Origin of the sequence: Dactylosporangium sp. NPDC050588 (assembly GCF_040654975.1) — a bacterium.
Lineage (GTDB): Bacteria > Actinomycetota > Actinomycetes > Mycobacteriales > Micromonosporaceae > Dactylosporangium > Dactylosporangium maewongense.
The window spans coordinates 34,679-56,965 of the sequence record NZ_JBFAJA010000013.1 but is presented as its reverse complement, the minus strand read 5'-3'; the positions used below and the strand labels follow the sequence as shown (position 1 = coordinate 56,965).

15 protein-coding genes and 1 riboswitch are annotated in these 22,287 nt (G+C 70.6%); of the genes, 11 read left to right on the top strand and 4 right to left on the bottom strand.

Annotated elements, in window-relative coordinates:
• Positions 1 to 115: 115 nt before the first annotated feature.
• The 3 genes from AB0I21_RS11055 (at position 116) to AB0I21_RS11045 (ending at position 3,555) form a co-directional block, all read left to right on the top strand.
• On the top strand, positions 116 to 1,024 hold the full coding sequence (locus AB0I21_RS11055) for a glycoside hydrolase family 16 protein (RefSeq protein WP_360560199.1): 909 nt from the start codon (positions 116 to 118) through the stop codon (positions 1,022 to 1,024).
• Between the two features lie 207 nt (positions 1,025 to 1,231).
• On the top strand, positions 1,232 to 2,215 hold the full coding sequence (locus AB0I21_RS11050; protein ID WP_360560197.1) for an NAD-dependent epimerase/dehydratase family protein: 984 nt from the start codon (positions 1,232 to 1,234) through the stop codon (positions 2,213 to 2,215).
• A 416-nt stretch (positions 2,216 to 2,631) separates the two neighbouring features.
• Complete coding sequence (locus tag AB0I21_RS11045) at positions 2,632 to 3,555, top strand: sigma-70 family RNA polymerase sigma factor (RefSeq protein ID WP_344513770.1); 924 nt, start codon at positions 2,632 to 2,634, stop codon at positions 3,553 to 3,555.
• A gap of 916 nt (positions 3,556 to 4,471) precedes the next feature.
• Here AB0I21_RS11045 and AB0I21_RS11040 read toward each other — a convergent pair.
• Positions 4,472 to 5,218 (bottom strand): methyltransferase domain-containing protein, encoded by a 747-nt coding sequence (locus AB0I21_RS11040; protein ID WP_360560195.1) that lies wholly within the window; start codon positions 5,216 to 5,218, stop codon positions 4,472 to 4,474.
• Positions 5,219 to 5,263: 45 nt separating this feature from the next.
• Entirely contained in the window at positions 5,264 to 6,217 is a 954-nt protein-coding gene (locus AB0I21_RS11035; protein WP_360560194.1) for an NlpC/P60 family protein, read from the bottom strand.
• Positions 6,218 to 6,243: 26 nt separating this feature from the next.
• Positions 6,244 to 6,388: riboswitch (cyclic di-AMP (ydaO/yuaA leader) on the bottom strand.
• 291 nt (positions 6,389 to 6,679) lie between these two features.
• Between AB0I21_RS11035 and AB0I21_RS11030 the strand changes: the two genes are divergently transcribed.
• From AB0I21_RS11030 to AB0I21_RS11000, 7 genes are all read left to right on the top strand, one after another.
• Positions 6,680 to 7,453 (top strand): ABC transporter ATP-binding protein, encoded by a 774-nt coding sequence (locus AB0I21_RS11030; protein ID WP_360560192.1) that lies wholly within the window; start codon positions 6,680 to 6,682, stop codon positions 7,451 to 7,453.
• A gap of 17 nt (positions 7,454 to 7,470) precedes the next feature.
• Complete coding sequence (locus AB0I21_RS11025) at positions 7,471 to 8,235, top strand: ABC transporter ATP-binding protein (RefSeq protein ID WP_360560190.1); 765 nt, start codon at positions 7,471 to 7,473, stop codon at positions 8,233 to 8,235.
• On the top strand, positions 8,232 to 10,031 hold the full coding sequence (locus tag AB0I21_RS11020; protein WP_360560188.1) for an AMP-binding protein: 1,800 nt from the start codon (positions 8,232 to 8,234) through the stop codon (positions 10,029 to 10,031). Before AB0I21_RS11025 ends, AB0I21_RS11020 begins: the two co-directional genes overlap by 4 nt.
• Positions 10,028 to 10,915 carry a branched-chain amino acid ABC transporter permease gene (locus AB0I21_RS11015; RefSeq protein ID WP_344513697.1) on the top strand — a complete coding sequence of 296 codons (888 nt, stop codon included), beginning with the start codon at positions 10,028 to 10,030 and terminating at the stop codon, positions 10,913 to 10,915. Before AB0I21_RS11020 ends, AB0I21_RS11015 begins: the two co-directional genes overlap by 4 nt.
• Positions 10,912 to 12,012, top strand: a complete 1,101-nt coding sequence (locus AB0I21_RS11010) for a branched-chain amino acid ABC transporter permease (RefSeq protein WP_360560186.1) — start codon at positions 10,912 to 10,914, stop codon at positions 12,010 to 12,012. The genes AB0I21_RS11015 and AB0I21_RS11010 overlap by 4 nt, the downstream gene beginning before the upstream one ends.
• 32 nt (positions 12,013 to 12,044) lie before the next feature.
• Entirely contained in the window at positions 12,045 to 13,346 is a 1,302-nt protein-coding gene (locus AB0I21_RS11005) for an ABC transporter substrate-binding protein (RefSeq protein ID WP_360560184.1), read from the top strand.
• A 210-nt stretch (positions 13,347 to 13,556) separates the two neighbouring features.
• Complete coding sequence (locus AB0I21_RS11000) at positions 13,557 to 17,243, top strand: PQQ-dependent sugar dehydrogenase (RefSeq protein WP_360560182.1); 3,687 nt, start codon at positions 13,557 to 13,559, stop codon at positions 17,241 to 17,243.
• Here the strand turns inward: AB0I21_RS11000 and AB0I21_RS10995 are convergent, their stop codons facing one another.
• A complete protein-coding gene (locus tag AB0I21_RS10995; RefSeq protein ID WP_360560180.1) occupies positions 17,244 to 18,080 on the bottom strand; it encodes a DUF5753 domain-containing protein in 837 nt (278 codons plus the stop codon).
• A 76-nt stretch (positions 18,081 to 18,156) separates the two neighbouring features.
• Positions 18,157 to 18,954 (bottom strand): hypothetical protein, encoded by a 798-nt coding sequence (locus AB0I21_RS10990; protein ID WP_360560178.1) that lies wholly within the window; start codon positions 18,952 to 18,954, stop codon positions 18,157 to 18,159.
• Positions 18,955 to 19,218: 264 nt separating this feature from the next.
• Here AB0I21_RS10990 and AB0I21_RS10985 point away from each other — a divergent pair, with 264 nt between their 5' ends.
• Entirely contained in the window at positions 19,219 to 21,861 is a 2,643-nt protein-coding gene (locus AB0I21_RS10985; protein ID WP_360560177.1) for an EAL domain-containing protein, read from the top strand.
• The last annotated feature ends 426 nt before the right edge of the window (positions 21,862 to 22,287 follow it).

Genomic DNA, 22,287 nt, shown 5'->3' with positions numbered 1-22,287 from the left:
GGTGAATGCGAGGGTCCGTATCCGATCGGGCCGCCAAGTGCACACGATCGTCGACGCTCCGCAGTGCTGTGCGGACGCAAGGTATCCGGTAGGTTTTTCGAAAGGAGGCAGACACATGTTGAGGCGAGCCGCGACCGTCATGGTCGTCGTCACGTCCGCGATCTGGGTGGCTCCCGCGCCGGTCCTCGCCGTCGACCAGGCCGACTGGCAGCCGGTCTTCTCCGACTCCTTCGACGATCCGGGCACGCTGCCGTCCGGCTGCGCCGCCTACGACGGCTCGTCGGAGGGCGCCCAGCCGACCTACTTCCGCCCCGAGGCGGTCACCGTCTCCGGCGGCCGCCTGCACCTCGCCCTGCACCGGCGCACCTACGGGGGCAAGCCGTTCGTCACCGGCGAGCTGCGCTGCCTCGGCGCCGCCCAGCAGTACGGGCGCTACGAGTTCCGGGCGCGCGTGCCCGTCGGCGCGGGCATCTCCTCGATCGCGATGCTGCGCCCCGTCGACCAGCAGGCGCCCCAGGACGAGTCACAGCTGGAGATCACCGCCCGGCCCGGCGCCGAGACCGCCCTGGTGCGCAACGGGTCGGGCACCGGCACCTCGGTGCGCACGCTGCCCGGGCCCTTCAGCGACTGGCACTCCTACGCGATCGAGTGGTCCCCGGCCGGCTTCAAGGTCTTCGTCGACGGCAAGGAGCGCTCCACCGACCCCGGTGCGTCGCCGGCGCAGCGCTGGTTCGGCTTCGCGGTGACGACCAGCGAATCGGGCGCCCCGGGCACATCGACGACATTGCCCGCGGAGTTCCAGGTCGATTATCTGCGGGTGTACGCGTTCGCTCCGGTCTCCTCGCTGCCGGCGGTGGCGGTGCAGCCGTCGACCGCGCAGAACGGGATGTCCGGCTCGCCGGGCGGCCACCGGTGGTCGCTGTGGCTGGCGGTCGCGGCCACGGTGATGGCGGCGGTGGCTCTCTTCACTCTGGTGGTGCACAAGACGCGCCCGCACCGGCCGCCCCCGTCGCACCGCGCGTAGCGCGCCGCGACGGCTCCCGTTCGCGTCCGGCTTCTGCCCGGCACCCGCGCGCCGCACCCGCGCGCCGGGGCCCGCGCTTCGCCCCGTGCTCACGACTGGGCTCACAGGCGGCTCACGACCGGACTCATGGCCGGGGCTTGCGGTTGCGGCTCACGCTCGTGGCGAACAGGCCTGCCGGATCGGCCCGTGGCGGCGAAGGATCGCCGGATGAGAATCCTCGTACTCGGCGGCACCGTGTTCCTCGGCCGGGCGGTCGCCCGGCAGGCCCTCGCCGCGGGCCACGACGTCACCTGCGCCGCCCGCGGCACGTCCGGCGACCCGGTGGACGGCGCGACGTTCGTCACCGTCGACCGGGAGGAGGCCGGCGGCCTGGGCGCGGTCGAGGGCACGTTCGACGCGGTCGTGGACGTCGCCCGCAAGCCCAGCCACGTCCGGCACATGGTCGCCGAGCTGGCCGGCCGGGCCGGTCACGTGACGTTCGTGTCCAGTTGCTCCGCGTACGCCGACGCCGCGACGCCCGACCAGACGTCCGACACCGCTCCGCTGCTGCCGCCCGCCGACCCCGCGAACGAGGACCCCGCCGCCGGCGCCGAGGAGTACGGCCGGTGCAAGGTCACCTGCGAGGAGTTGATCCGCGAGGGCTTCGGCGAGGTCCTCGTCAACCGGGCCGGACTGATCGTCGGGCCCGAGGACCCCACCGGCCGCTTCGACTACTGGGTGGCCCGGCACGCCCGCGGCGGCGAGATCCTCGCCCCGGGCGACCCCGGCGAGCGGGTGCAGTACGTGGACGTCCGGGACCTGGCCGACTGGATCCTGCGCTGCGCCGAGGAGGGCCGCACCGGCACCTACGACGGGATGGGCGCCCCGATGACCCGCCGCGAGTTCCACGCCGGGTTGCAGGCCGGGACCGGGGGCACCGGGACCCTCACCTGGGTGCCGCAGGACTTCCTGACCGGCCACGCGGTCGCGCCCTGGTCAGGCGCGCGGTCCCTGCCGCTGTGGCTGCCGCTGCCCGAATACGGCGGGTTCCTCACCCGGGACGTCACCCGGTCGCTCGCCGCCGGTCTGCGGACGCGCCCTCTTCCCGAAACGGCGGCCGCCACACTCGCAGCATTTAGTGACACTCGCCACATTACTGGTCTCACCGAAGAGGAAGAAGTCGAGCTGTTGCGGGAATGGCACGCTCGGTAGGGGGTGGTGTGACGAGCCAGTCAGCATTTCGACAGACCGCTGCCCGCGTCGATTCCTGCGGATACATGTGCATTTGCCTGTCATGCGGGCGACTCTTGCCGATGAACAGCGGTGACCCCGGTCCCATCGAACGTCGTTCCCAGGGAACTCACAGCGAGTTTAGGCGTCTGACGGGCAGGAATACCACGTATCACTTGTTGCAACCGAAGCGAACCGGAGCTGCTCCCGAGTCGTCTAGGTAAGTGGTGCAACTCTCACGGGTCGTCACCGGAATCGCCCGCGAGGGTGGAATTCCGCAGGCCACGTGACCGTTGTGTAGGGGGCATACCCGGGGGGCACCCGTTTTAGCAGGGTGAAACGGGGAAGGCGAAGGATGGACGGGGAGGGGCCCGAAGGTGGAGAACGTGAAAGTGGAGATGCGACCCGATACAGGTGCAGAAGAGCGTGACCTGGTTGGTGTGTACCTGCATGAGATCTCCCGCACGCCGCTGCTCGACGCCGCTTCTGAGGTCGAGCTTTCCAAGGCGGTCGAGGCTGGTCTCTATGCGGAGCACCTGCTGGACGAGGGCCGGCTGCCCGACGGTGTGAGCGCCGCCGAGCTGCAGCGCCTCGTCGACGAGGGCGAGCGGGCCAAGGACCGGTTCATCCGGGCCAACCTGCGGCTCGTCGTGTCGATCGCGCGGCGCTATGTGCGCTCCGGCATGCCGATGCTCGACCTCATCCAGGAGGGCAACACCGGCCTGGTCCGCGCCGTCGAGAAGTTCGACTACGTGCGCGGCTACAAGTTCTCGACATACGCGACATGGTGGATCCGCCAGGCGATCAGCCGGGCGATCGCGCAGCAGGAGCGCACGGTCCGGCTGCCCGTCCACCTCGTCGAAGACGTCAACCGGATGCGCAATGTCGCGCGTCAGCTGACCCGCGAGCTCGGCAACGACCCCGAGCCCGAGCAGCTCGCCACCGCCCTCGGCGTCCCCGTCGAGCGCGTCCACGAGCTGAAGCGCTGGTCCCAGGACACCGTCTCGCTCGACACGCCGGTCGGCGACGACGGTGACACCAGCCTCGGCGACCTGGTCTCCGACTCCGACGCGCCGTCGCCGGAGGACGTGGTCCTCGCCGCCCTGGAGCGCCAGCGCATCGAGGGTCTGCTCAATCACCTCGATGACCGGTCCGCGGGCATCATGCGCGCCCGCTACGGTCTGGAGGACGGCCGCGAGCACTCGCTGACCGAGGTCGCGAGCCGGTTCTCCCTCTCCCGTGAGCGCATCCGCCAGCTGGAGATCCAGGCCCTCGGCCGCCTCCGTGAGCTGGCCCGTGCCGAAGGCCTCCAGGCCGCCTAGCCCGCAGACGACCCGCAGCCCCTGACCGCCCCGGTCGGGGGCTGCTTCCACATACTGGGACACTTAGGTCTCGTTTAGGTCACCAACCATCGATCAACGCCCACGTCCCGTAGCGGTGCCGGCTCACCCTCAACATTCCGGCACGGACGCCCCAGGACCGGCCGCCGTAGCCCCGGCCCGTAACGCAGCGTCAGGAACGGGCGTGAGGAGGGTCGCAGGCGCGGATCGGGAGCTCGGCCCGGCGGTGCCCGGTTGGCGGCGCGGCACCGGGAATCGCCCGCCGGGCCCCTTCGATGACACGTCGCCCGGCTCGCCCGCCGACGTGCCCGCCAGCGGCCGTCCTCCGGGCCGACCGGCGACGCCCCGGCCCAGGCGACAGAGGCGTCCCGTCGGTGCCGTGTCCTGACCGTGCCGCGGTCCGGGTGGGCGGGGTGTTCCGGCTGGTCGGCGTGTCCGGGCCAGCCGGGCGGTGCTCCTGCCCTGCCCCGCCCTGCCCCTGGCCTGCCGTGTCCTGGCCGTGCCGTGTCTTGGCCGTGCCGTGTTCTGGCCCGTCGGTGCCGTGGCCTGGCTGTGCCGTGGTCCGGGTGGGCGGGTGTTCCGGCTGGTCGGCGGTGTCCGGGCCGGCTGGGTGGTGCTCCTGCCCTGCCCCGCCCTTGCCCCTAGCCGTGCCGTGTTCTGGCCCGTCGGTGCCGTGGCCTGGCTGTGCCGTGGTCCGGGCGGGCGAGTGTTCCGGATGGTCGGCGGTGTCCGGGCCGGCTGGGTGGTGCTCCTGCCCTGCCCCCGCCGTGCCGCGTCCTGCCCCCGCCGTGCCGTGTTCTGGCCTGCCGTGCCGTGTTCTGGCGGTGGCTGCCGCGGTCCGGGTGGCGGACGGGCTGGTTGCGGTGCCAGGGCCCGGGGTGTGGGTCGGTGGGTGGGGTCAGGGGCGCTGGGCCACGACGAAGAGGCGCGGGAAGGGCAGGATCGTGCCGAACGGCTCGCGGGGGTAGCGCTCGCGCAGCGCGGCGGCCACCCTGGCCCGGAAGTCGTCGAGCTCCGCGCCGGACAGGGCGTCGAAGTAGGGGCGCAGGCCGGTCCCGCTGAACCACTCCAGCACCGGGTCCTCGCCGGGCAGGACGTGGAAGTACGTCGTCTCCCACGCGTCCACGGTCAGGCCGAGCCCGGCGAGGGTGCGCACGTACCAGGCCGGCTCCCGCACCGGCGTCGCGCCGCGCGGTCCCAGGACGGTCGGGTCCAGGATGTCCGCGTCGAGGATCGGCCCGCCCGTCGGGACCTGGAACGCGAGCGTGCCGCCGTCGTCGAGCGCCGCGGCGAGCGTCGGCATCAGCGTGGCATGGTCGTCGACCCACTGCAGGGAGGCGTTGGCGACGATGACGTCCACGGAGCCGCGCTGCGGCCGCCACCCGGCGATGTCGCCGAGCTGGAACGACAGCTGCGGGGTGCCGAGCGCTGCCGCCTTCGCGAGCATCTCGGGGGAGGAGTCGATGCCGAGCACCGCCGCGTCCGGGTAGCGCGTCGCGAGGGTCGCGGTCAGCGTGCCCGGGCCGCACCCGAGGTCCACGACCGCGACCGGCGCGGTGGTCTGGATGCGCGCCACCAGCTCGTGGAAGGGCCGCGCCCGCTCCTCGGCGAAGCGGCCGTACTGCTCAGGATCCCAAGAGGCCATGCCCCAATCTTGCCGGGCATGGCCTCTTGGACGTGCTGTCAGGGCTTACTTGTGCGGTCTGCCGTAGCCGTACGTGTCGCTGCGGCCGTCGATCGACTGGACCTCGACATTTCGCCCCGTCGTCGGGGCGTGGATCATCTTGCCGTTGCCGATGTAGATGCCCACGTGCCCCAGGCCACGGAAGAACGCCAGGTCGCCGGGGGAGAGCGCGGACCGTGAGATGTGCGTGGTCTTGCTCCACTGCTGCGCCGCGTTGTGCGGCAGGATGACGCCGGCCGCCTTCCAGGCGCCCATGGTCAGGCCGGAGCAGTCCCAGCTGCTGGGTCCGGCGGCGCCCCACTTGTAGGGCTCGCCGAGCTGGGCGCAGGCGAAGGCCACCGCCGCGTTCGCCGGTGACGTGCACTCGGCACCGAGCGCGACCTTGACACCCGTGGAGCCGGTGCCGCCGGTGGTGGAGCGGCGGCGGAGCGCCTCGAGCTTCTTGACGTCGCCCTCGATCTTCTTCTTCTTGGTCTCGAGCTCGGTCTTCTGCGCGGTCTCCGCGGCGAGCGTCTCGTCGATCTTCTTCTTCTCTTCGTCCAGCTTCGACTTGGCCGACGTGAAGTCGGCGATCTCGTGCTGCTGGTGCTTGCCGATCTGCTGCAGCGTGGTCAGCTGGTCCATGAGCGTGTCGGACGACCGCGCGTTGAGCACGATGCTGAGGTTCTGCAGGCTGCCCGCGCCCTTGAACGCCGCGACGGCGATGACGTCCACGTTGGCGTTGGCGTTGGCCATGTTGTCGACGTAGGGCTGGAGCTTCTTCTGCAGCTCGGCGGCGGCCGCCTGGGTGGCGGCCAGATCGCCATTGATCTTGTTGTAGGCCTCGACCAGGTCTTCGAGCTCGTCGCCCGCCTTCTGGATCTGGGCGTCGATCTCGGCTGCTGTCGGATCTGCCTTGGCGACACTCGCGGGCGCCACGATCGCCAGCGACACCACGCCGGCGATGAGCGCGCGCAGCAAGGACCGTCCTGGGGACAAGGGATGACCCTTCTTCACCGACCGCCTACCGGGTTAGCTGACGGGTTCGGGCGGGAAGAGTGCGCCCTACCGCGCTGTGCGGATTCACCCCAAGGACCCTGGGTCCCCGGCTCGACAGCGCCAGAGCGGCGCTCGACTCGGCGGCGCTTGCCCGGCGCCGCCCGGGGTGGGCGACGGACTGCCGTGCAGGCCAGGACATAACTTAACGTGATCACCAACGAAGCGAAACCCGTGAGCGTTGTTGAATATCGATTACCCCAAAAGTCCGAATCACGGCGGGTTGTCGCTCCACATCGGACAGTGACGCACCACAGAAGATGGTGTTGACGGACACACAATTGGGGCTTGATTCTGCTCTGAGACCCGGTTAAATACACGTAACTTTATTCACCGTCGATGCACATAGTTCGCCCACTCCGAACACCCCCGGAGGAGCGTCACCGGATGTTGCGTGTCCAGAACCTCGAGGTCGTCTACGACGACGTGATGCTGGTGCTGCGAGGCGTCAGCCTGCAGGTCCCGCCAGGACGCATCGTCGCGCTGCTCGGCGCGAACGGTGCCGGCAAGACCACGCTGCTGCGGGCCCTGTCGGGCCTGCTCGGCGTCCACGACGGCGCCATCACCAAGGGCGCCGTCACACTCGACGAGAAGCCCATCCACCGGCTCAAGCCGGCCGCCGTGGTCCGCCGCGGCGTCTCGCAGGTGATGGAGGGGCGCAGGACCTTCGCCGAACTGACCGTCGAGGAGAACCTGCGGCTCGGCGCCCACACCCGCCCCAAGGGCCGGGCGGAGGCGATGGACCGCATGTACACCCTGTTCCCCGTACTTGCGCAGCGCCGCGGCAGCATCGCCGGCTACCTCTCCGGCGGCGAGCAGCAGATGCTGGCGATGGGGCGGGCGCTCATGTCGGACCCGGCGTACCTGCTGCTCGACGAGCCCAGCCTCGGACTCGCGCCGCGCCTGGTCGAGCAGGTCCGCGACCTGATCGTGCAGATCAACCAGGCCGGCACCGGCGTGCTGCTGGTCGAGCAGAACGCGACCATGGCGCTGTCGATCGCCGAGCACGGATACGTGCTGGAGACGGGCAAGGTCGTGCTCGACAAGCCCGCCGCCGAACTGCTCGCCGACGACGACATCCGCGAGTTCTACCTGGGACGGGCCGAGCGGTCCTTCCGCGACGTGAAGCACTACAAGCGTCGCAAGCGCTGGCTGTCATAGAAAAATCAGGAGTCGCCGTGCTGCGTTTCGAAGACGTCCGGCTCAGCTTCGCCGGCGTCAAAGCCATCGACGGGGTTTCGTTCACCGTCGCCAAGGACGAGCTCTTCGCCGTCATCGGGCCCAACGGGGCCGGGAAGACGTCGATCTTCAATGTGATCTCCGGGGTGTACCGGCCGCAGCAGGGCAAGGTGTCCCTCGACGGCGCCGACCTCACCGGACTGCGCCCGGACAAGGTCGCCAAGCTGGGCGTGGCGCGCACCTTCCAGAACGTCGAGCTGTTCCAGCACCTGACCGTGCTGGAGAACCTCATGCTCGGCCGGCACCACCACATCCGCTACGGCACGCTCGCCGCGATCGCGTGGCTCGGCCGGGCCCGGCGCGAGGAGATCGCCAACCGCGCCGTGGTCGAGGACATCGTCGACTTCCTCGAACTGGCGCAGTGGCGCCGGCTGCCGGTGGGGTTGCTGCCGTACGGCGTGCAGAAGCGCGTCGAGCTCGGCCGGGCCCTCGCGATGGAGCCGAAGCTGCTGCTGCTGGACGAGCCGGTCGCCGGGATGAACCTGGAGGAGACCGAGGACATGGCCCGCTTCATCCTCGAAGTCCGCGAGGAGCTCGGCGTCCCGATGATCCTCGTCGAGCACGACATGGGGCTCGTCATGGACCTCGCCGACCGGGTGATGGTCGTCGACTTCGGCGTGCCGGTGGCGACCGGGACCCCGGCCGAGGTGCAGAACAACCCCGACGTCCTGCGCGCCTACCTGGGGGAGGTGGAGCGAGCATGACGATCGCCGAACTGGTCAAGCAGCACGCGGAGCGCACGCCCGGCGCCGTCGCCATGCGGGAGAAGCACCGCGGCATCTGGCGCGAGATCACCTGGCGTGACTACTGGAAGACCGCGGAGACCGTCGCCCGGGCGCTCAGGTCACTCGGCGTCCAGCCCGGCGACCGGGTCGCGATCCAGTCGGAGAACCGCTCCGAGTGGCTCTTCGTCGACGTGGCGACCGTCGCGGTGCGGGCGGCGACCGTCGGGCTGTACCCGACGAACCCGCCGGACGAGGTGCGCCACATGCTCGCCGACTCCGGCGCCCGGATCCTCTTCGCCGAGGACCAGGAGCAGGTGGACAAGGCCCTGGAGGTCCTGGACGACTGCCCCGGGCTGGAGTGGATCGTCTACCTGGAGCCCAGGGGCATCCGCGGCCGGTACAAGCACCCGAAGCTCATCGCGTGGAGCGACCTCCTGGCGTCGCACGCGGACGCGGAGCCGATCGAGCTGGCCTCGGACCCCGGCGACGTGGCCACGCTGATCTACACGTCCGGCACGACCGGGCGGCCCAAGGGCGCGATGCTCACCGTCGCCAACGTGGACTTCGCGATCCGGGTCCTGGTCGAGGGCGGCGGGTTCACCGACCCGCCACCGGGGCCGCACGACCTGACCCTGTCCTACCTGCCGCTGTGCCACGTCGCGGAGCGGGTCTTCACGGTCTGGTTCAACGCCGCCGCCGGTGTCACCGTCCACTTCGGCGAGTCGATCGCGACCGTGCAGGCCGACCTGCGCGAGGTGCAGCCGACGATCCTGTTCGGGGTGCCCCGCATCTGGGAGAAGATGATGGCCGGCATCACCGTCCGGCTCGGCGGGGCGTCGCCGCTCAAGCGGGCCAACGCGCGGCTGTGGCTGCGGGTCGCGGACCGCATCGGCGCCACCCTGGAGGCCAACGGCGGGCGGCACACCGCCGGCAGCCGGCTGCGGTACGCGATCGGCTGGCTGCTGTGCTACCGGGCGCTGAAGGACCGCATCGGCGTCCGCCGGGTCCGCTACGCCGCCAGCGGCGCCGCCCCGATCGCCCCCGACGTGCTGCGGTTCTTCATGGGCATCGGGGTGCCGATGTACGAGGTGTACGGCATGACCGAGAACACCGCGATCGGCACCGCCAATCGCCCGGGCCGGATCAGGCTCGGCACGGTCGGCGAGGCGCACAGCGGCGTCGAGATCCGCATCGCCGACGACGGGGAGATCCAGACCCGGCATCCCGGCACGTTCGCCGGCTACTTCCGCAACCAGGCGGCGACCGACGAGGCGATGACGGCGGACGGCTGGCTGCGCACCGGCGACGTCGGCGAGCTGCTCGACGGTACACACCTGAAGATCACCGACCGGTCGAAGGACATCATCATCACGGCCGGTGGCAAGAACGTGGCGCCGAGCGAGATCGAGAACGCGCTGAAGGCGTCGCCCTTCGTCAAGGAGGCCGTCGTCATCGGCGACCGGCGCGCGTTCCTCACCGCCCTCATCGGCATCGAGCTCGACACCGTGGGGGAGTGGGCGCAGCGCCGCGGCATCGGCTACACCACCTACCGCGACCTGGCCGGCAAGCCCGAGGTCATCGCGCTGATCCAGGGCGTGGTCGACGCGGTCAACGCCGGCCACAACCCGGTCGAGCAGGTCAAGACGTTCCGGATGCTGCCCAAGGAGCTCGACCACGAGGACGGCGAGCTCACCGCGACGCAGAAGGTCCGCCGCGGCGCCGTCGCCACGACCTTCGCCGCGCTGGTCGATGACATGTACGGGAGCAAGGTGTGAAGGACTTCCTCGAGAGCGTCCTGCGCGGCATCGGCACGGGCAGCGTCTACGCGCTGCTCGGCCTCGGCTTCGTGATCATCTACAAGGCGACCCGGGTCATCTCCTTCGCCCAGCCCGCGTTCATGCTGGCCGGCGCGGTCCTGGTGACCTACCTCGCCGGTCCGCTCGGCTTCTTCCTCGCCCTGGCCGCGTCCGCCGTGCTCACCGGTGGCATCGCGCTCGGCGTCGAGCGGCTCGCGGTCCGCCCGATGATCGGACGGCCGGTGTTCACCGTCGCGATCATCACGCTCGGCATCGACATCGCCGTCCGGGTCGTCGTCAACGGCGCCATCGGCCTGGATGTGCGGCAGGTCGGCGACCCGTGGGGCCTGAAGGTGTGGAAGCTGCCCGGCGGCGTCCAGGTCGAGCAGCGGCACGTCGCGATGGTCCTCACCACCGCCGTGCTCATCGCCCTGCTGTTCGTGTTCTTCCGGTACACCCGGACCGGCCTGGCGATGCGGGCCGCCTCCTACGACCAGGAGGCGGCGCTCGCCCAGGGCGTCAGCGTCGGGTCGGTGTTCGCGCTGTCCTGGGCGCTCGCCGGTGCGCTCGCCGCGGTCGCCGGCACGTACGCCGCCGTCGGCGGCAGCGTCAGCGAGTCGCTGTGGCTGATCGCGCTGACGGCGCTGCCGGTGATCATCCTCGGCGGCCTCGACTCGCTGCCCGGCGCCGTCATCGGCGGTCTCGTCGTCGGCACCGTGCAGGAGCTCACCGCCACCTATCAGGGCTCGGTGCCGTGGCTCGGCGGCAACATCTCGGTCGTCACGCCCTACGTGGTGATGTTCCTGGTCCTGCTCGTACGCCCCTACGGCCTGTTCGGCACCCGGGAGGTCGAAAGGGTATGAGAAACCGTCCGCTGCTGCGCACCTCGTACAACCAGGAGCTGGCGCTGCTGGACACCACCTCGAAGAAGGTGGCGGTCGGCATCCTCCTCGCGGTCGGGGCGGCGCTGCCCTGGCTGGTCGAGGACCAGCTGCTCCAGCTGATCGGGCTCGCCTGCGTGACCGCGATCGGCGCGATCGGGCTCAACATCGTCACCGGCTACGCCGGGCAGGTGTCGCTCGGGCACGCGTTCTTCCTCGCCATCGGCGCCTACACCGCGGCCGCCATCGCCGGCGACCCGGACGCGCGGACCATCGGGTTCGGGGTCCAGGAGATCCTGATCTGGCTGCCCGCCGCCGGTCTCGTCGCCGCGGTCGCCGGTGTACTGGTGGCGCCGCTCGCCACCCGGCTGCGCGGCCTGTACCTGGCGATCGTGACGCTCGGTCTGGTCTTCATCGGCGGCCACGTCATCAACGAGTGGTCGGAGCTGACCGGCGGGCCCGGCATCGGCCGGCAGCCCCCGGCGCCGAAGCTGTTCGGCTACGACCTGAACGCCTCCGACGCGTTCCTCACGAGAGATCAGAAGCTGTACCTGCTGATGCTCGTGCTGCTCGTCCTCGCGGCTCTCGCGGCGCGCAACCTGGCGCGCTCGCGGGTGGGCCGGGCGTTCACGGCCATCCGGGACCGCGACATCGCGGCCGGCGTGATGGGCGTGAACCTGGCCAGGTACAAGACGATCGCCTTCGGGGTGTCGTCGTTCTACGCCGGCTGTGCCGGTGCGCTGCTCTACGTGGGGGTCGGCTACTTCGACCCGACGACCTTCAACCTGCTGCTGTCGGTGCAGTACATCGCCATGGTCCTCATCGGCGGTGCCGGCACGGTCAGCGGCGCGATCCTGGGCGCCTTCCTCATCACGCTGCTGCCGCGGCTGATCCGTGAGGTGCCGTCATTCCTGCCGTTCATCAGCAACTCGCCCGCGGAGTCCCCCAACGCCTACCAGCTCGAAACCGTCCTGTACGGCGTGTTGATCATCGTGTTCCTGATCTTCGAGCCGCGCGGGCTGTTCGGCATCTGGATCCGGCTCCGCACCTACTGGAAAGCCTGGCCCTTCTCGTACTGACCTCGCCGTCCCTCGCAGTAAGGAGCTCCTCAATGAAGAGGTTGGGCATGATTGCCCTCGCCGCGGTGCTGACCGTCGGCTCACTCGCCGGATGCCGCGGCGGGGACAACACGGACAACAGCAAAGGCTCGTCGGGCCCGAAGTCGGACGTCGGGATCACCAAGGAGCCCTGCCCCAAGTCGGAGCACAAGGACCGGGGCTGCATCTACCTCGGCATCATCTCCGACCTGACGGTCGGGCCGTTCCACGTCCTCGCCGTGCCGATCACCGACGCGCAGAAGGCGTTCTGGAAGCGGGTCAACGCGCAGGGCGGCATCGGCGGCTACGACATCGACGCCGAGACCTACGTGCGGGACAACAAGTACAACCCGCAGACGCACAACGAGGCGTACCAGGAGATGAAGGGCAAGGTCCTCGCCCTCGCGCAGAGCCTCGGCTCGCCGACCACCGCGGCGATCCTGCCCGACATGAAGCAGAACAACGTCATCGCCGCCCCCGCGGCGTGGACGTCGGCGTACGCGTTCGAGGACAACATCCTCGAGTCCGGCGCCAACTACTGCATCGAGTCGATGAACGCCGTCGACTACGCCAACGAGACGTTCAAGCCCAAGACGGTCATGGCGGTGCACCTCGCCGGCGACTACGGCGACGACGCCGCGGCCGGGGCGAAGATCGCCGCGGAGAAGCTCGGCATGACGTTCATCAACGTGAAGACCGACTCCGGCACCGACAAGCAGGCCGGCGCGGTCACCGCGATCGTCACGCAGAAGCCCGACCTGGTCATCCTCACCACCGGGCCGGCGGACGCGGCCGCGATCGTCGGCGGCGCCGCCCAGCGCGGCTTCAAGGGCCGGTTCATCGGCACCAGCCCGTCGTGGAACCAGGGCCTGCTGGCGACCGCCGCGGCGCCCGCGCTGAAGGCGCTCTACCTGCAGTCCTCGCCGTGGAAGTCCTGGGCCTCCGACACCCCGGGGCACAAGGCGATGCGCGAGGCGCTGCCGGGCGTCACGCCGAACGACGGCTACACGTCGGGCTGGGTCTGGTCGTACCCGCTGCTCGCCGCGCTCAAGAAGGCCCAGGCCGACGGTGACCTGACGCGGGCCGGCCTGCTCAAGGCCGCCAAGTCGCTCACCAAGGTCGATTACGAGGGCATGCTGCCCGACGGTGCCGGCAACTACGCCGGCGGCGCGGACGGCATCTTCCGCCAGTCGCTCATCTACAACCCGACCGTCGGCGCGGGCGGTCCCAACGAGATCAAGCTGGAGAAGGACTACTTCACCGGCTCGGTCGCGAAGGACTACAAGCTCGACAAGCCCTGCTACGAGAAGCTGTAGACACCCCTGCGATGACGACGACCCGTTCGGCCGGTTGGCCGAACGGGTCGTTTTTCCCGGGCCGGTGTCCGGAGTGGTCGGATTCGAGGCGAAGTCGCACGCCGCGGGTCGGCAACGCGACATTTCCTCGCCATGTAGCGATCGGTAGGCTGGCGCAATTTCCGGACTCCCGTCTCTCTGCAACCCCCATCGAGAGGACGGTTCATGTCGATGCGTCGACGTACCGTGCGCGCCTTGCTCGCCGCCCTGCTCACCGCCGGCACGCTCGTGCCGGTCGCCGGCTCGCCGCCGGCCGCCGCGTCGACGCTCCCGACCGGCTTCCAGGAGCAGGTCGTCTTCAGCGGCCTGACCAACCCGACCAACATCGAGTTCTCGCCTGATGGGCGCGTGTTCGTCGCGGAGAAGCGAGGTCTGATCAAGGTCTACGACAGCCTGTCGGACCCGACCCCCGACGTCTTCGCCGACCTGCGCACCAACGTCCACGACCAGTGGGACCGCGGCATGGTGGGCCTCGCGCTCGCGCCCGGCTTCCCGACGAACCCGTGGGTCTACGTCCTGTACTCCTACGACGCGCTGCCCGGCGGCACCGCGCCGAAGTGGAACGACGTCTGCCCCGACCCCAACAACGGCAACTGCGTCATCACCGGCCGGCTGTCGAGGCTGCAGGCCAGCGGCAACCAGATGGTCGGCACCGAGCAGGTGCTGATCACCGACTGGTGCCAGCAGTTCCCCAGCCACTCCGTCGGCGACCTGCAGTTTGGCGCCGACGGCGCGCTCTACGCCTCCTCCGGTGACGGCGCCAGCTTCAGCGCCACCGACTACGGCCAGTTCGGCAGCCCCGCCAACCCGTGCGCCGACCCGCCGTCGCCGGCCGGCACGGCGCTGAGCACGCCCACCGCCGAGGGCGGCGCGCTGCGCTCCCAGGACGTCCGCACCCTCGCCGACGCGACCCAGCTCAACGGCACGATCATCCGGATCGACCCGGTCACCGGCGCGGCACTGCCGACGAACCCCAACGCCGCCATGAGCGACGCCAACGCCCGGCGGATCGTCGCCTACGGCATGCGCAACCCCTTCCGGTTCACGTTCAAGCCCGGCACCAACGAGCTGTGGAGCGGCGAGGTCGGCTGGAACACGTACGAGGAGATCAACCGGATCGCCAACCCGGTCGCCAGCACCATCGGCAACTACGGCTGGCCGTGCATCGAGGGACCGAGCCCGCAGGGCGGCTACGACGGCGCGAACCTCAACATGTGCGAGTCGATGTACGGCGCGAACCCGGCCGTGCCGAACGTCCAGCCGTACTACTCCTGGAACCACAACGCGAAGGTCGTCGCCGGCGAGAGCTGCCCGAGCGGCGGCTCGTCGTCCTCCGGCGTGGCGTTCTACCCGGACAGCGGCCCCTACCCGGCCGCCTACCGCGGCGCGCTGTTCTTCTCCGACTACAGCCGCGACTGCATCTGGGCCATGATGCCCGGGACCGCCGGTGGCCTGCCGTCGACGTCGAACATCATCACGTTCGCCGCCGGCGCCGCCAACCCGGTCGACCTCGCCATCGGCCCCGGCAACGAGCTGTACTACGTGGACCTCGGCGGCACCGTGCGCCGGATCCGCTACTACAACGGCAACCAGCCGCCGGTCGCGGCGATCACCGCCAACCGCACCTCCGGCGGCACGCCGCTGGCCGTGACCTTCGACGGCTCGACGTCCTCCGACGCCGACCCCGCCGACCAGGGCCTGCTCACCTACCAGTGGGACTTCACCAACGACGGGACCGTCGACGCCACCGGGGTGACCGCGAGCTTCACGTACACCACCCCGGGCACCTACACGGCGAGGCTGCGCGTCACCGACACCCTCGGCGCCACCAACGACAAGACGATCACCATCACGGCCGGCAACGACGCGCCGACCGCGGTCATCGACACGCCGGCCTCCTCGTACACCTGGGCCGTCGGCGACGCGATCAGCTTCACCGGTCATGCGAGCGACCCGCAGCAGGGCACGCTGCCCGCGTCCGCGCTCAGCTGGACGACCGTGCTGCACCACTGCTCGTCGCCGGGGGTGTGCCACGAGCACCCGCTGCAGACGCTCAACGGCGTCGCCGGCGGGACGCTCACCGCGCCCGACCACGAGTACCCGTCATACCTGGAGCTCAGGATGACGGCGACCGACGCGGGCGGGCTGACCAGCACCACCACCGTCAACGTGCAGCCCAAGACGGTCGACCTGACGTTCGTCAGCAACCCGGCCGGGCTCAACCTGACGGTCGGCGCGACGAGCCAGACCGCACCCTTCACCCGCACCGTCATCCAGGGGTCGACCAACACGGTCAGCGCGCCGACGCCGCAGCTGTACAACAACGTGCCGCAGGCCTTCGGCAGCTGGTCCGACGGCGGGGCGCAGACCCACGTGATCACCGCCCCGGCGACCGCCCGCACGTACACCGCGACCTACGTGTCCTCGTGCAAGGACACCTTCGGCTACGTCTGCTCGGCGTCGCCGCGGGCGTTCGTGCCGGCCGACGGCGCCGTGCTGCCGCTGACCGGTGACGACAACATGAGCCAGGTGACGCTGCCGTTCGGCTTCAAGTTCTACGGCACGACCTACACCTCGGCCTGGATCGACACCAACGGCCGGCTGAGCTTCGCCAACCAGGGCTCCTCCACCACCGAGCACGGCGCGATCCCGTCCACGGCGACGCCGAACTCGTCGGTGTACGCCTACTGGACCGACCTCGTCGTCGACGGCTCGGCCAGCGTCCGCACCGCGGTGACCGGCTCGGCGCCCAACCGGCAGTTCATCGTCGAGTGGCGCAACGCCTACCAGTACGGGTTCACGTCCCGGCGGATCAACGCCGAGGCGATCCTGTACGAGAACGGCGACGTCGTCACCAACTACTCCGGCATCGACAACACCGCTGAGGCCGGCGCGTCGTCGACGGTCGGCATCGAGAACGCCACCGGCACCGTCGGCATCCAGTACTCCAACAACACCTCGGCGCTGCAGAACGGCATGGGCGTGCTCTTCAAGGCGCCGGGCGGCGGGGAGGACCCGCCACCCGTCACCGGCACCGTGACCGGCACGGTGACCAACCAGGGCAGCGGCACGCCGGTCGCCGGCGCGACGGTGACGCTCACCCCGGGTGGGGCGACGAAGACCACCGCCGCCAACGGCACCTACACGTTCACCGGCGTGCCGGCCGGGTCCTACACGGTGACCGCCTCCGTCGGGTCCGGCGGGCAGTGCGGCGGGGGCGGCGCCTCGGCCCCGGTGACCGTCGCGGCGGGCACCTCGACCGTCAACCTGGCCCTGACGCAGGGCGCCGACGCGTTCGGCTACGCCTGCGCCGACGGGCCGCGCGCGTTCATCGACGCCGACACGCCGCTCACCCTCACCGGTGACGACGCGATCGTCCAGCTGACCACGCCGTTCCCGGTCAAGCTGTACGGCACGTCGTACACCTCCGTCTGGGTCGACACGAACGGCAAGGCGAGCTTCGTGAACCCCGGCGCGGCGAACGCCGACCACACGACCCTGCCGACCACGGCGGCGCCGAACGCGACGGTCTACCCGTTCTGGTCGGACCTCGTCGTGGACGGCCAGTCCAGCGTCCGCACCGGGACAACGGGTGCGGCGCCGAACCGGGCGTACGTCATCGAGTGGCGCAACGTGTACCTCTACGGCAACACGTCGCGGCGCCTCACCTTCGAGGCGGTCTTCTCCGAGAACGGCGACATCGCGTTCGCGTACAAGGAGCTCGACAACGCGTTCGAGCAGGGCAGCACGGCGACGGTCGGGATCGAGAACGCGGCCGGGACCGTCGCCTACCAGTACTCCAACAACCAGCCGGTGCTGGTCAGCGGCAACGGGGTGCTCTTCCACCCGCCGGCCTGATCATCCCCTCTTGAGTTCCGCGGCGACCTGCCGCATGAGGTCGATCGAGGCCTCGTGCGGCAGGGCCTTCGCCGCCAGCCGGCGCAGCCCCTCGGCGTGCTGGGCGATCTGCTCCGGCTCCTCGATCAGCTGCCCGCCCTTGTGCAGCATGCCGTCGTCGGCGCCGAACTCGAGCACGGTGAACGCGCCGTCCCACCCGACGTGGTAGCCGGCGTTGAACGGCACGATCCGCACGTCGGTGTACTCCCGATGCGCGAACTCCACCGCGTGCTCGATCTGGTCGACGAGGACGGCCTCGTCGTCGTGCAGCGGCAGCCGGCGCAGCACCGACTCGTCGATCAGCGCCTGGAACTTGGACGGCTGGTCACGCTCGAACAGCTCGCTCTGCCGCCGCAGCCGGAACTCGACGCGCTGCTCGTGATCGCCGGCCCTCTGCTCGGCGGTCGTCGCGGTCGCGTAGCGCCGGGTCTGCATCAGCTCGGGGAACTGCATCGGCTCGAACGTGCCGACGAACACCGCCTCCGCCTCGAACCCCACATAGGTGAGCAGGGGTCCGGGCAGGGTCGCGCGGTACTCGTCCCACCACATCCGCCGTTTCGCCGCCCGAGCCAGCTCCAGCAGGTCGTCGACCAGCTGGGTGTCGTGCAGCCGGTAGTACGCCAGCAGGCTGCGCAGGTCGCTGACCGAGATGGCGACGGTGCCGTTCTCGATCCGGATCAGCTTCGACAGTGACCACTCCATTTCGGCGGCCACCAGGTCCTGGGTCAGTTCACGTTCTCTCCGGAGCCGGCGCAACTCGGCTCGAAGGCGACGCTTGCCCACGATCGGTCCACTCATGGACTGTTCCCCCAAATCGCGTCCAGATGGCAACGCGGCGTCTCTACCCGATTCGCGGCGAATGCACCTGGTGATTTCAGCCCACGTCTGCTTGTGAGGGGGCGTGCGCCGCCAGGAAGATCTCGGCCATCGCGCTGGCGGGAGCACCGGCGGCGCCGCTGGGTGAGCCGCGGCGGGCGAGGTTCAGGCCGACCAGGACGCCGGCGGCGACCGCGAGCGCGACGACCACCACGCCGACCGCGATCCACCATGCCGTGGTGCTGCTCATCCGGCCCGGTGGCGGCCCGGCCTGGGGTGTCTGGGCGGCCAGGGCTGCCAGGGCTGCCTGGGCTGCCTGGGCTGCCTGGGCGGTCTCGGCGGTCTGCGGAGCGGGTGCTCGTTCGAGCGGCTGCTGGAGCGGCTTCTGCTCCTTGGCCGGGCGCTGCATCGGTACAGCTGCCGTCGTTGCTTTTGTGGCTTTTTGTGCTTTTTCCTGGTTCTTTCTTTGTCGCACCGGCGGAGGCGGGGGCATGACCTCCGCCGGTGCGTACGTGTCCTCGTCCAGGAGCTCGTCGCCCTCGGTCGTCGCCCAGGGGGAGGGGCGGACGGTCCAGTTGGACGCCCGGGCGTAGTAGACCGGCGCCTCCGGCGGGTGCGTGTCGCCGGCCTGCCGCCTGGGTGGTGGCTGGCGGGCGGGCGGTGGCGTCCCGGGTGGAGGGGCCGGCGGGATCTCCGGCGCCTGGCGGTCCGGTGTGGTCGGTGCCCAGGGGGAGGGGGCGACCGGCCGGACCTGTGGCGTCGTCCGGGAGCGAGGCACCTCACGCGGCGGCGGGAAGTAGATCCCGTCCTCCGCATGGTCGTCGTCGCGACGTCTGTGGTGCCGGCCCTCGGTCATCGAGTTCCTTTCTCGTCGGCGAGGCCGCTACGCAGCGCAAGGATGAGGAAGCACGCTGCGGTCAACCTAGCACTGGGAACCGTCGATGTGTGACCGCCCGGCTACTCCTTGATCAAAGGTCCTTAGCGGTATCTGAGGATCGCACAATTGGGACATTTTTCTGGAACCTCTCAGATCTGGCACCGTATGGCCGAATGTCCTGCACGTTCGGGCGGGCGTTCGGTATTGGTGGTGGCTCTGTCGATGTCGGTCGATGTGCGGTCGGTGCGGTCGCATCGTGCGCTGCGCGCCGCCGTGATCCTCGCCGTGCTCAGCACCGGCTGGCTCGCCGCGCAGTGGCCGCACGCGCTCATCCACCCGGCGATCGGCTGGATCCCCGTGCCGCTCAGCGCGGGCCTCGGCGCCGCCGTGTGCTTCCGCACCGCCCGCCTCGTCGGCGAGGCCGGACGCTTCTGGCGCCACCTCGGCATCATCATGCTCATCCTGCTCGCGGGCGTCATCAGCAGCGCCGTGGACAGCTTGGCCGGCCCGGACGCCCCGACCCAGCGCTCCGGCGGCTTCACGATGGTGCTGTACCTCGGCGCGGTCCTGGTCCTCGTCTGGGCCCTGCTGCGCCTCCCCGTCCGGCGCCGCATGATCACCTTCAGCCTCGACCTCGCCGTGGTGGTCTGCGCCACCACGCTCGTCGCGTGGTTCTTCGCCGTGCAGCAGTCGCTGGAGGTCGCCCGGGTCACCGGCACCGTCTGGACCATCTTCGGCATCCTGCTCATGCTGTTCGCCGGCCTGCTCGCGGTCGCGAAGGTCGCCCTCGCCGGCACCGGCGGCCTCGACCGCACCGCGCTGTGGGTCCTCGGCGGCACCGTCCTCATGGGCGCCGGCCTCGGCGCGATCGCGCCGCTGCTGGAGTCCCGGCCGTACCTCAACGACTGCCAGCTGTCGATCCCGGTCTGCGCCGCCGGCATCGTCCTCGCGGCCCTCGTCCAGCGGCACGCGGCCCCGGCGTCCCTCGCCGCCCCGCGCAAGCCGTCGCGGCCGTTCAGCCTGCTGCCGTACCTGGCGGTCATCGCCGCCGACGGCTTCGTCCTGGCCGGCGTCGGACCAGACCAGACCCAGACCCGGATCCTCGTCGGCGGGTCGGTCCTGCTCACCCTGCTCGTCGTCGCCCGCCAGCTGGTCGCCTTCTACGAGAACAGCAGCCTGCTCGCCCGCGTCGACGCCAGCATGCTGGAGCTGCGGCGGCACGAGCGCCGGTTCCGCTCCCTCGTGCAGAACTCCAGCGACATCTTCGCCATCACGGACGCAGCCGGCCGCGTCACGTACGCCAGCCCGAGCCTCATCCGCTTCTACGGCGTCCCCGCCGACCGCTTCCTCGGCAGCATCGCCAGCGAGCGGGTCCACCCCGACGACCTGGCACCCCTGCGCCGGCAACCGGCCGTGCCCGGCGCCGCCCGCACCGCGCAGATGCGCCTGCGGCACGCCGACGGCACCTGGCGCTGGTTCGAGGTCGTCACCACCAACCTCCTGCACGACCCCAGCGTCCGCGGCATCGTCAGCAACGCCCGCGACATCACCGAGAGCCGCCGGTATCAGGACCAGCTCGCGTACCAGGCGTCCCACGACGCCCTCACCGGCCTCGCCAACCGCGCCCTCTTCAACGCCGGCACCGTCCAGGCCGTCCGCGACGCCCAGTCCTCCTCCAGCGGGCTCGCCCTCGCCCTCGTCGACCTCGACGACTTCAAGGCCATCAACGACCGCCTCGGCCACGCCGTCGGCGACGCCCTCCTCGTCGAGGTCAGCGAGCGCCTCCGCACCAGCGTCCGCCCCGGCGACACGGTCGCCCGCCTCGGCGGCGACGAGTTCGCGGTCCTGCTGCCCGACGCCACCGCCGCCGAGAGCGCCCGCATCGCGGAGGCCTTCATCGACGCGCTCGCCGTCCCCGTCCGCGCCGCCGGCTACGAGCTGCTCATCCAGGCCAGCATCGGCGTCGCCCGCCACACCGCCGACTGCGACGCCTCCGACCTCCTGCGCCGCGCCGACATGGCCATGTACGCCGCGAAGGAGCTCGGCAAGAGCCGCTGGGTCGAGTACGGCCCCGAGCTCGACGCCCACGCCGTCGAACACGCCCAGGTCGCCGCCGAGCTGAGCCAGGCGCTCGACCGCGACGAGCTCTTCGTCCTCTACCAGCCCATCGTCGGCCTCCCCAACGGCGAGGTCCGCGGCGTCGAGGCCCTCGTCCGCTGGCGCCACCCCACCCGCGGCCTGGTCTCACCGGTCACGTTCATCCCCGTCGCCGAACGCACCGGCCTCATCGTCCCCATCGGCGCCTGGATCCTGCGCTCGGCATGCGCCCAGGGCGCCCAATGGGCTTGCGACCTGGGCCCCCTGGCCCCGTGGAAGATCAGCGTCAACGCCTCCGCCCGCCAGCTGCTCGAACCCTCCTTCGTCGCCACCGTCGCCTCCACCCTCGCCGACACCGGCCTGGACCCCGCCCGCCTCACCATCGAGATCACGGAGACAGCGGTCTTCGGCGGCGGCCGAGCCCTGGACACCGTCCGCGCCCTGCACGCCCTCGGCGTGAAGATCGCCCTCGACGACTTCGGCACCGGCCACTCCTCCCTCGGCCTGCTGCGCACCTGCCCCGTGGACGTCCTCAAGGTCGACAAGTCCTTCGTCGACGGCGTCACCGGCACCGTCGAACAGGAGGCCATCGCCACCTCCATCAGCGAGATCGCCCAGGCCCTCCGCCTGGAAGCCGTAGCCGAGGGCGTCGAGACCGCCGCCCAGGCCGACCGCCTGCTGGAGCTCGGCTACCACCTGGCCCAGGGCTTCCACTTCGCCCGCCCCCTCCCCGCCGACGAGATCGCCCCCCTCTGCACCCACCCCGCCGTCCCAAACCTGACCCACTGACCTTTCGGGATCACGGAGTACACCATGGCGCGGAGACCGTAGTGCGCCGGATTCGCGCAGTGGGTGAGCTGGTCGGTTCGGGCTCCGCACGGCGGCCTCGAGCCTGACTCGGGCACCACGACACCCGAGACGCCCCGACGGGCGGACGCCACGGCTCGGCGTCGCCGGGATCTCGAGCCGGTCGGCGCCGGGGTCCCGCATGGCGGTTCCGGGCCCGGCGCCCGCGACGTGCATGCCATGGCGGGTGGATATCGCGTCACGGCCGGTCACAGCAGGTGTTCGACCAACTGAGGCCGGAGCCACGGAGCAGCCTCAGTCGCAACGGCACACCGCGACACAGAACCATGTGCAAGCGGCCAGCACCCATGATCCGGAAGACTTTGTGCAGCCAGTGACCTACGAGCGAACCCCGCCAACGCCAGGCCG

Bases quoted from the DNA above. Each gene is read 5' to 3' on its own strand.
- AB0I21_RS11005 (WP_360560184.1), top strand. From the start codon at position 12,045: ATGAAGAGGTTGGGCATGATTGCCCTCGCCGCGGTGCTGACCGTCGGC.
- AB0I21_RS11045 (WP_344513770.1), top strand. From the start codon at position 2,632: ATGCGACCCGATACAGGTGCAGAAGAGCGTGACCTGGTTGGTGTGTAC.
- AB0I21_RS11055 (WP_360560199.1), top strand. From the start codon at position 116: ATGTTGAGGCGAGCCGCGACCGTCATGGTCGTCGTCACGTCCGCGATC.
- AB0I21_RS11050 (WP_360560197.1), top strand. From the start codon at position 1,232: ATGAGAATCCTCGTACTCGGCGGCACCGTGTTCCTCGGCCGGGCGGTC.
- AB0I21_RS11000 (WP_360560182.1), top strand. From the start codon at position 13,557: ATGCGTCGACGTACCGTGCGCGCCTTGCTCGCCGCCCTGCTCACCGCC.
- AB0I21_RS10995 (WP_360560180.1), bottom strand. From the start codon at position 18,080: ATGAGTGGACCGATCGTGGGCAAGCGTCGCCTTCGAGCCGAGTTGCGC.
- AB0I21_RS11010 (WP_360560186.1), top strand. From the start codon at position 10,912: ATGAGAAACCGTCCGCTGCTGCGCACCTCGTACAACCAGGAGCTGGCG.
- AB0I21_RS10990 (WP_360560178.1), bottom strand. From the start codon at position 18,954: ATGACCGAGGGCCGGCACCACAGACGTCGCGACGACGACCATGCGGAG.
- AB0I21_RS11040 (WP_360560195.1), bottom strand. From the start codon at position 5,218: ATGGCCTCTTGGGATCCTGAGCAGTACGGCCGCTTCGCCGAGGAGCGG.
- AB0I21_RS11030 (WP_360560192.1), top strand. From the start codon at position 6,680: ATGTTGCGTGTCCAGAACCTCGAGGTCGTCTACGACGACGTGATGCTG.
- AB0I21_RS11020 (WP_360560188.1), top strand. From the start codon at position 8,232: ATGACGATCGCCGAACTGGTCAAGCAGCACGCGGAGCGCACGCCCGGC.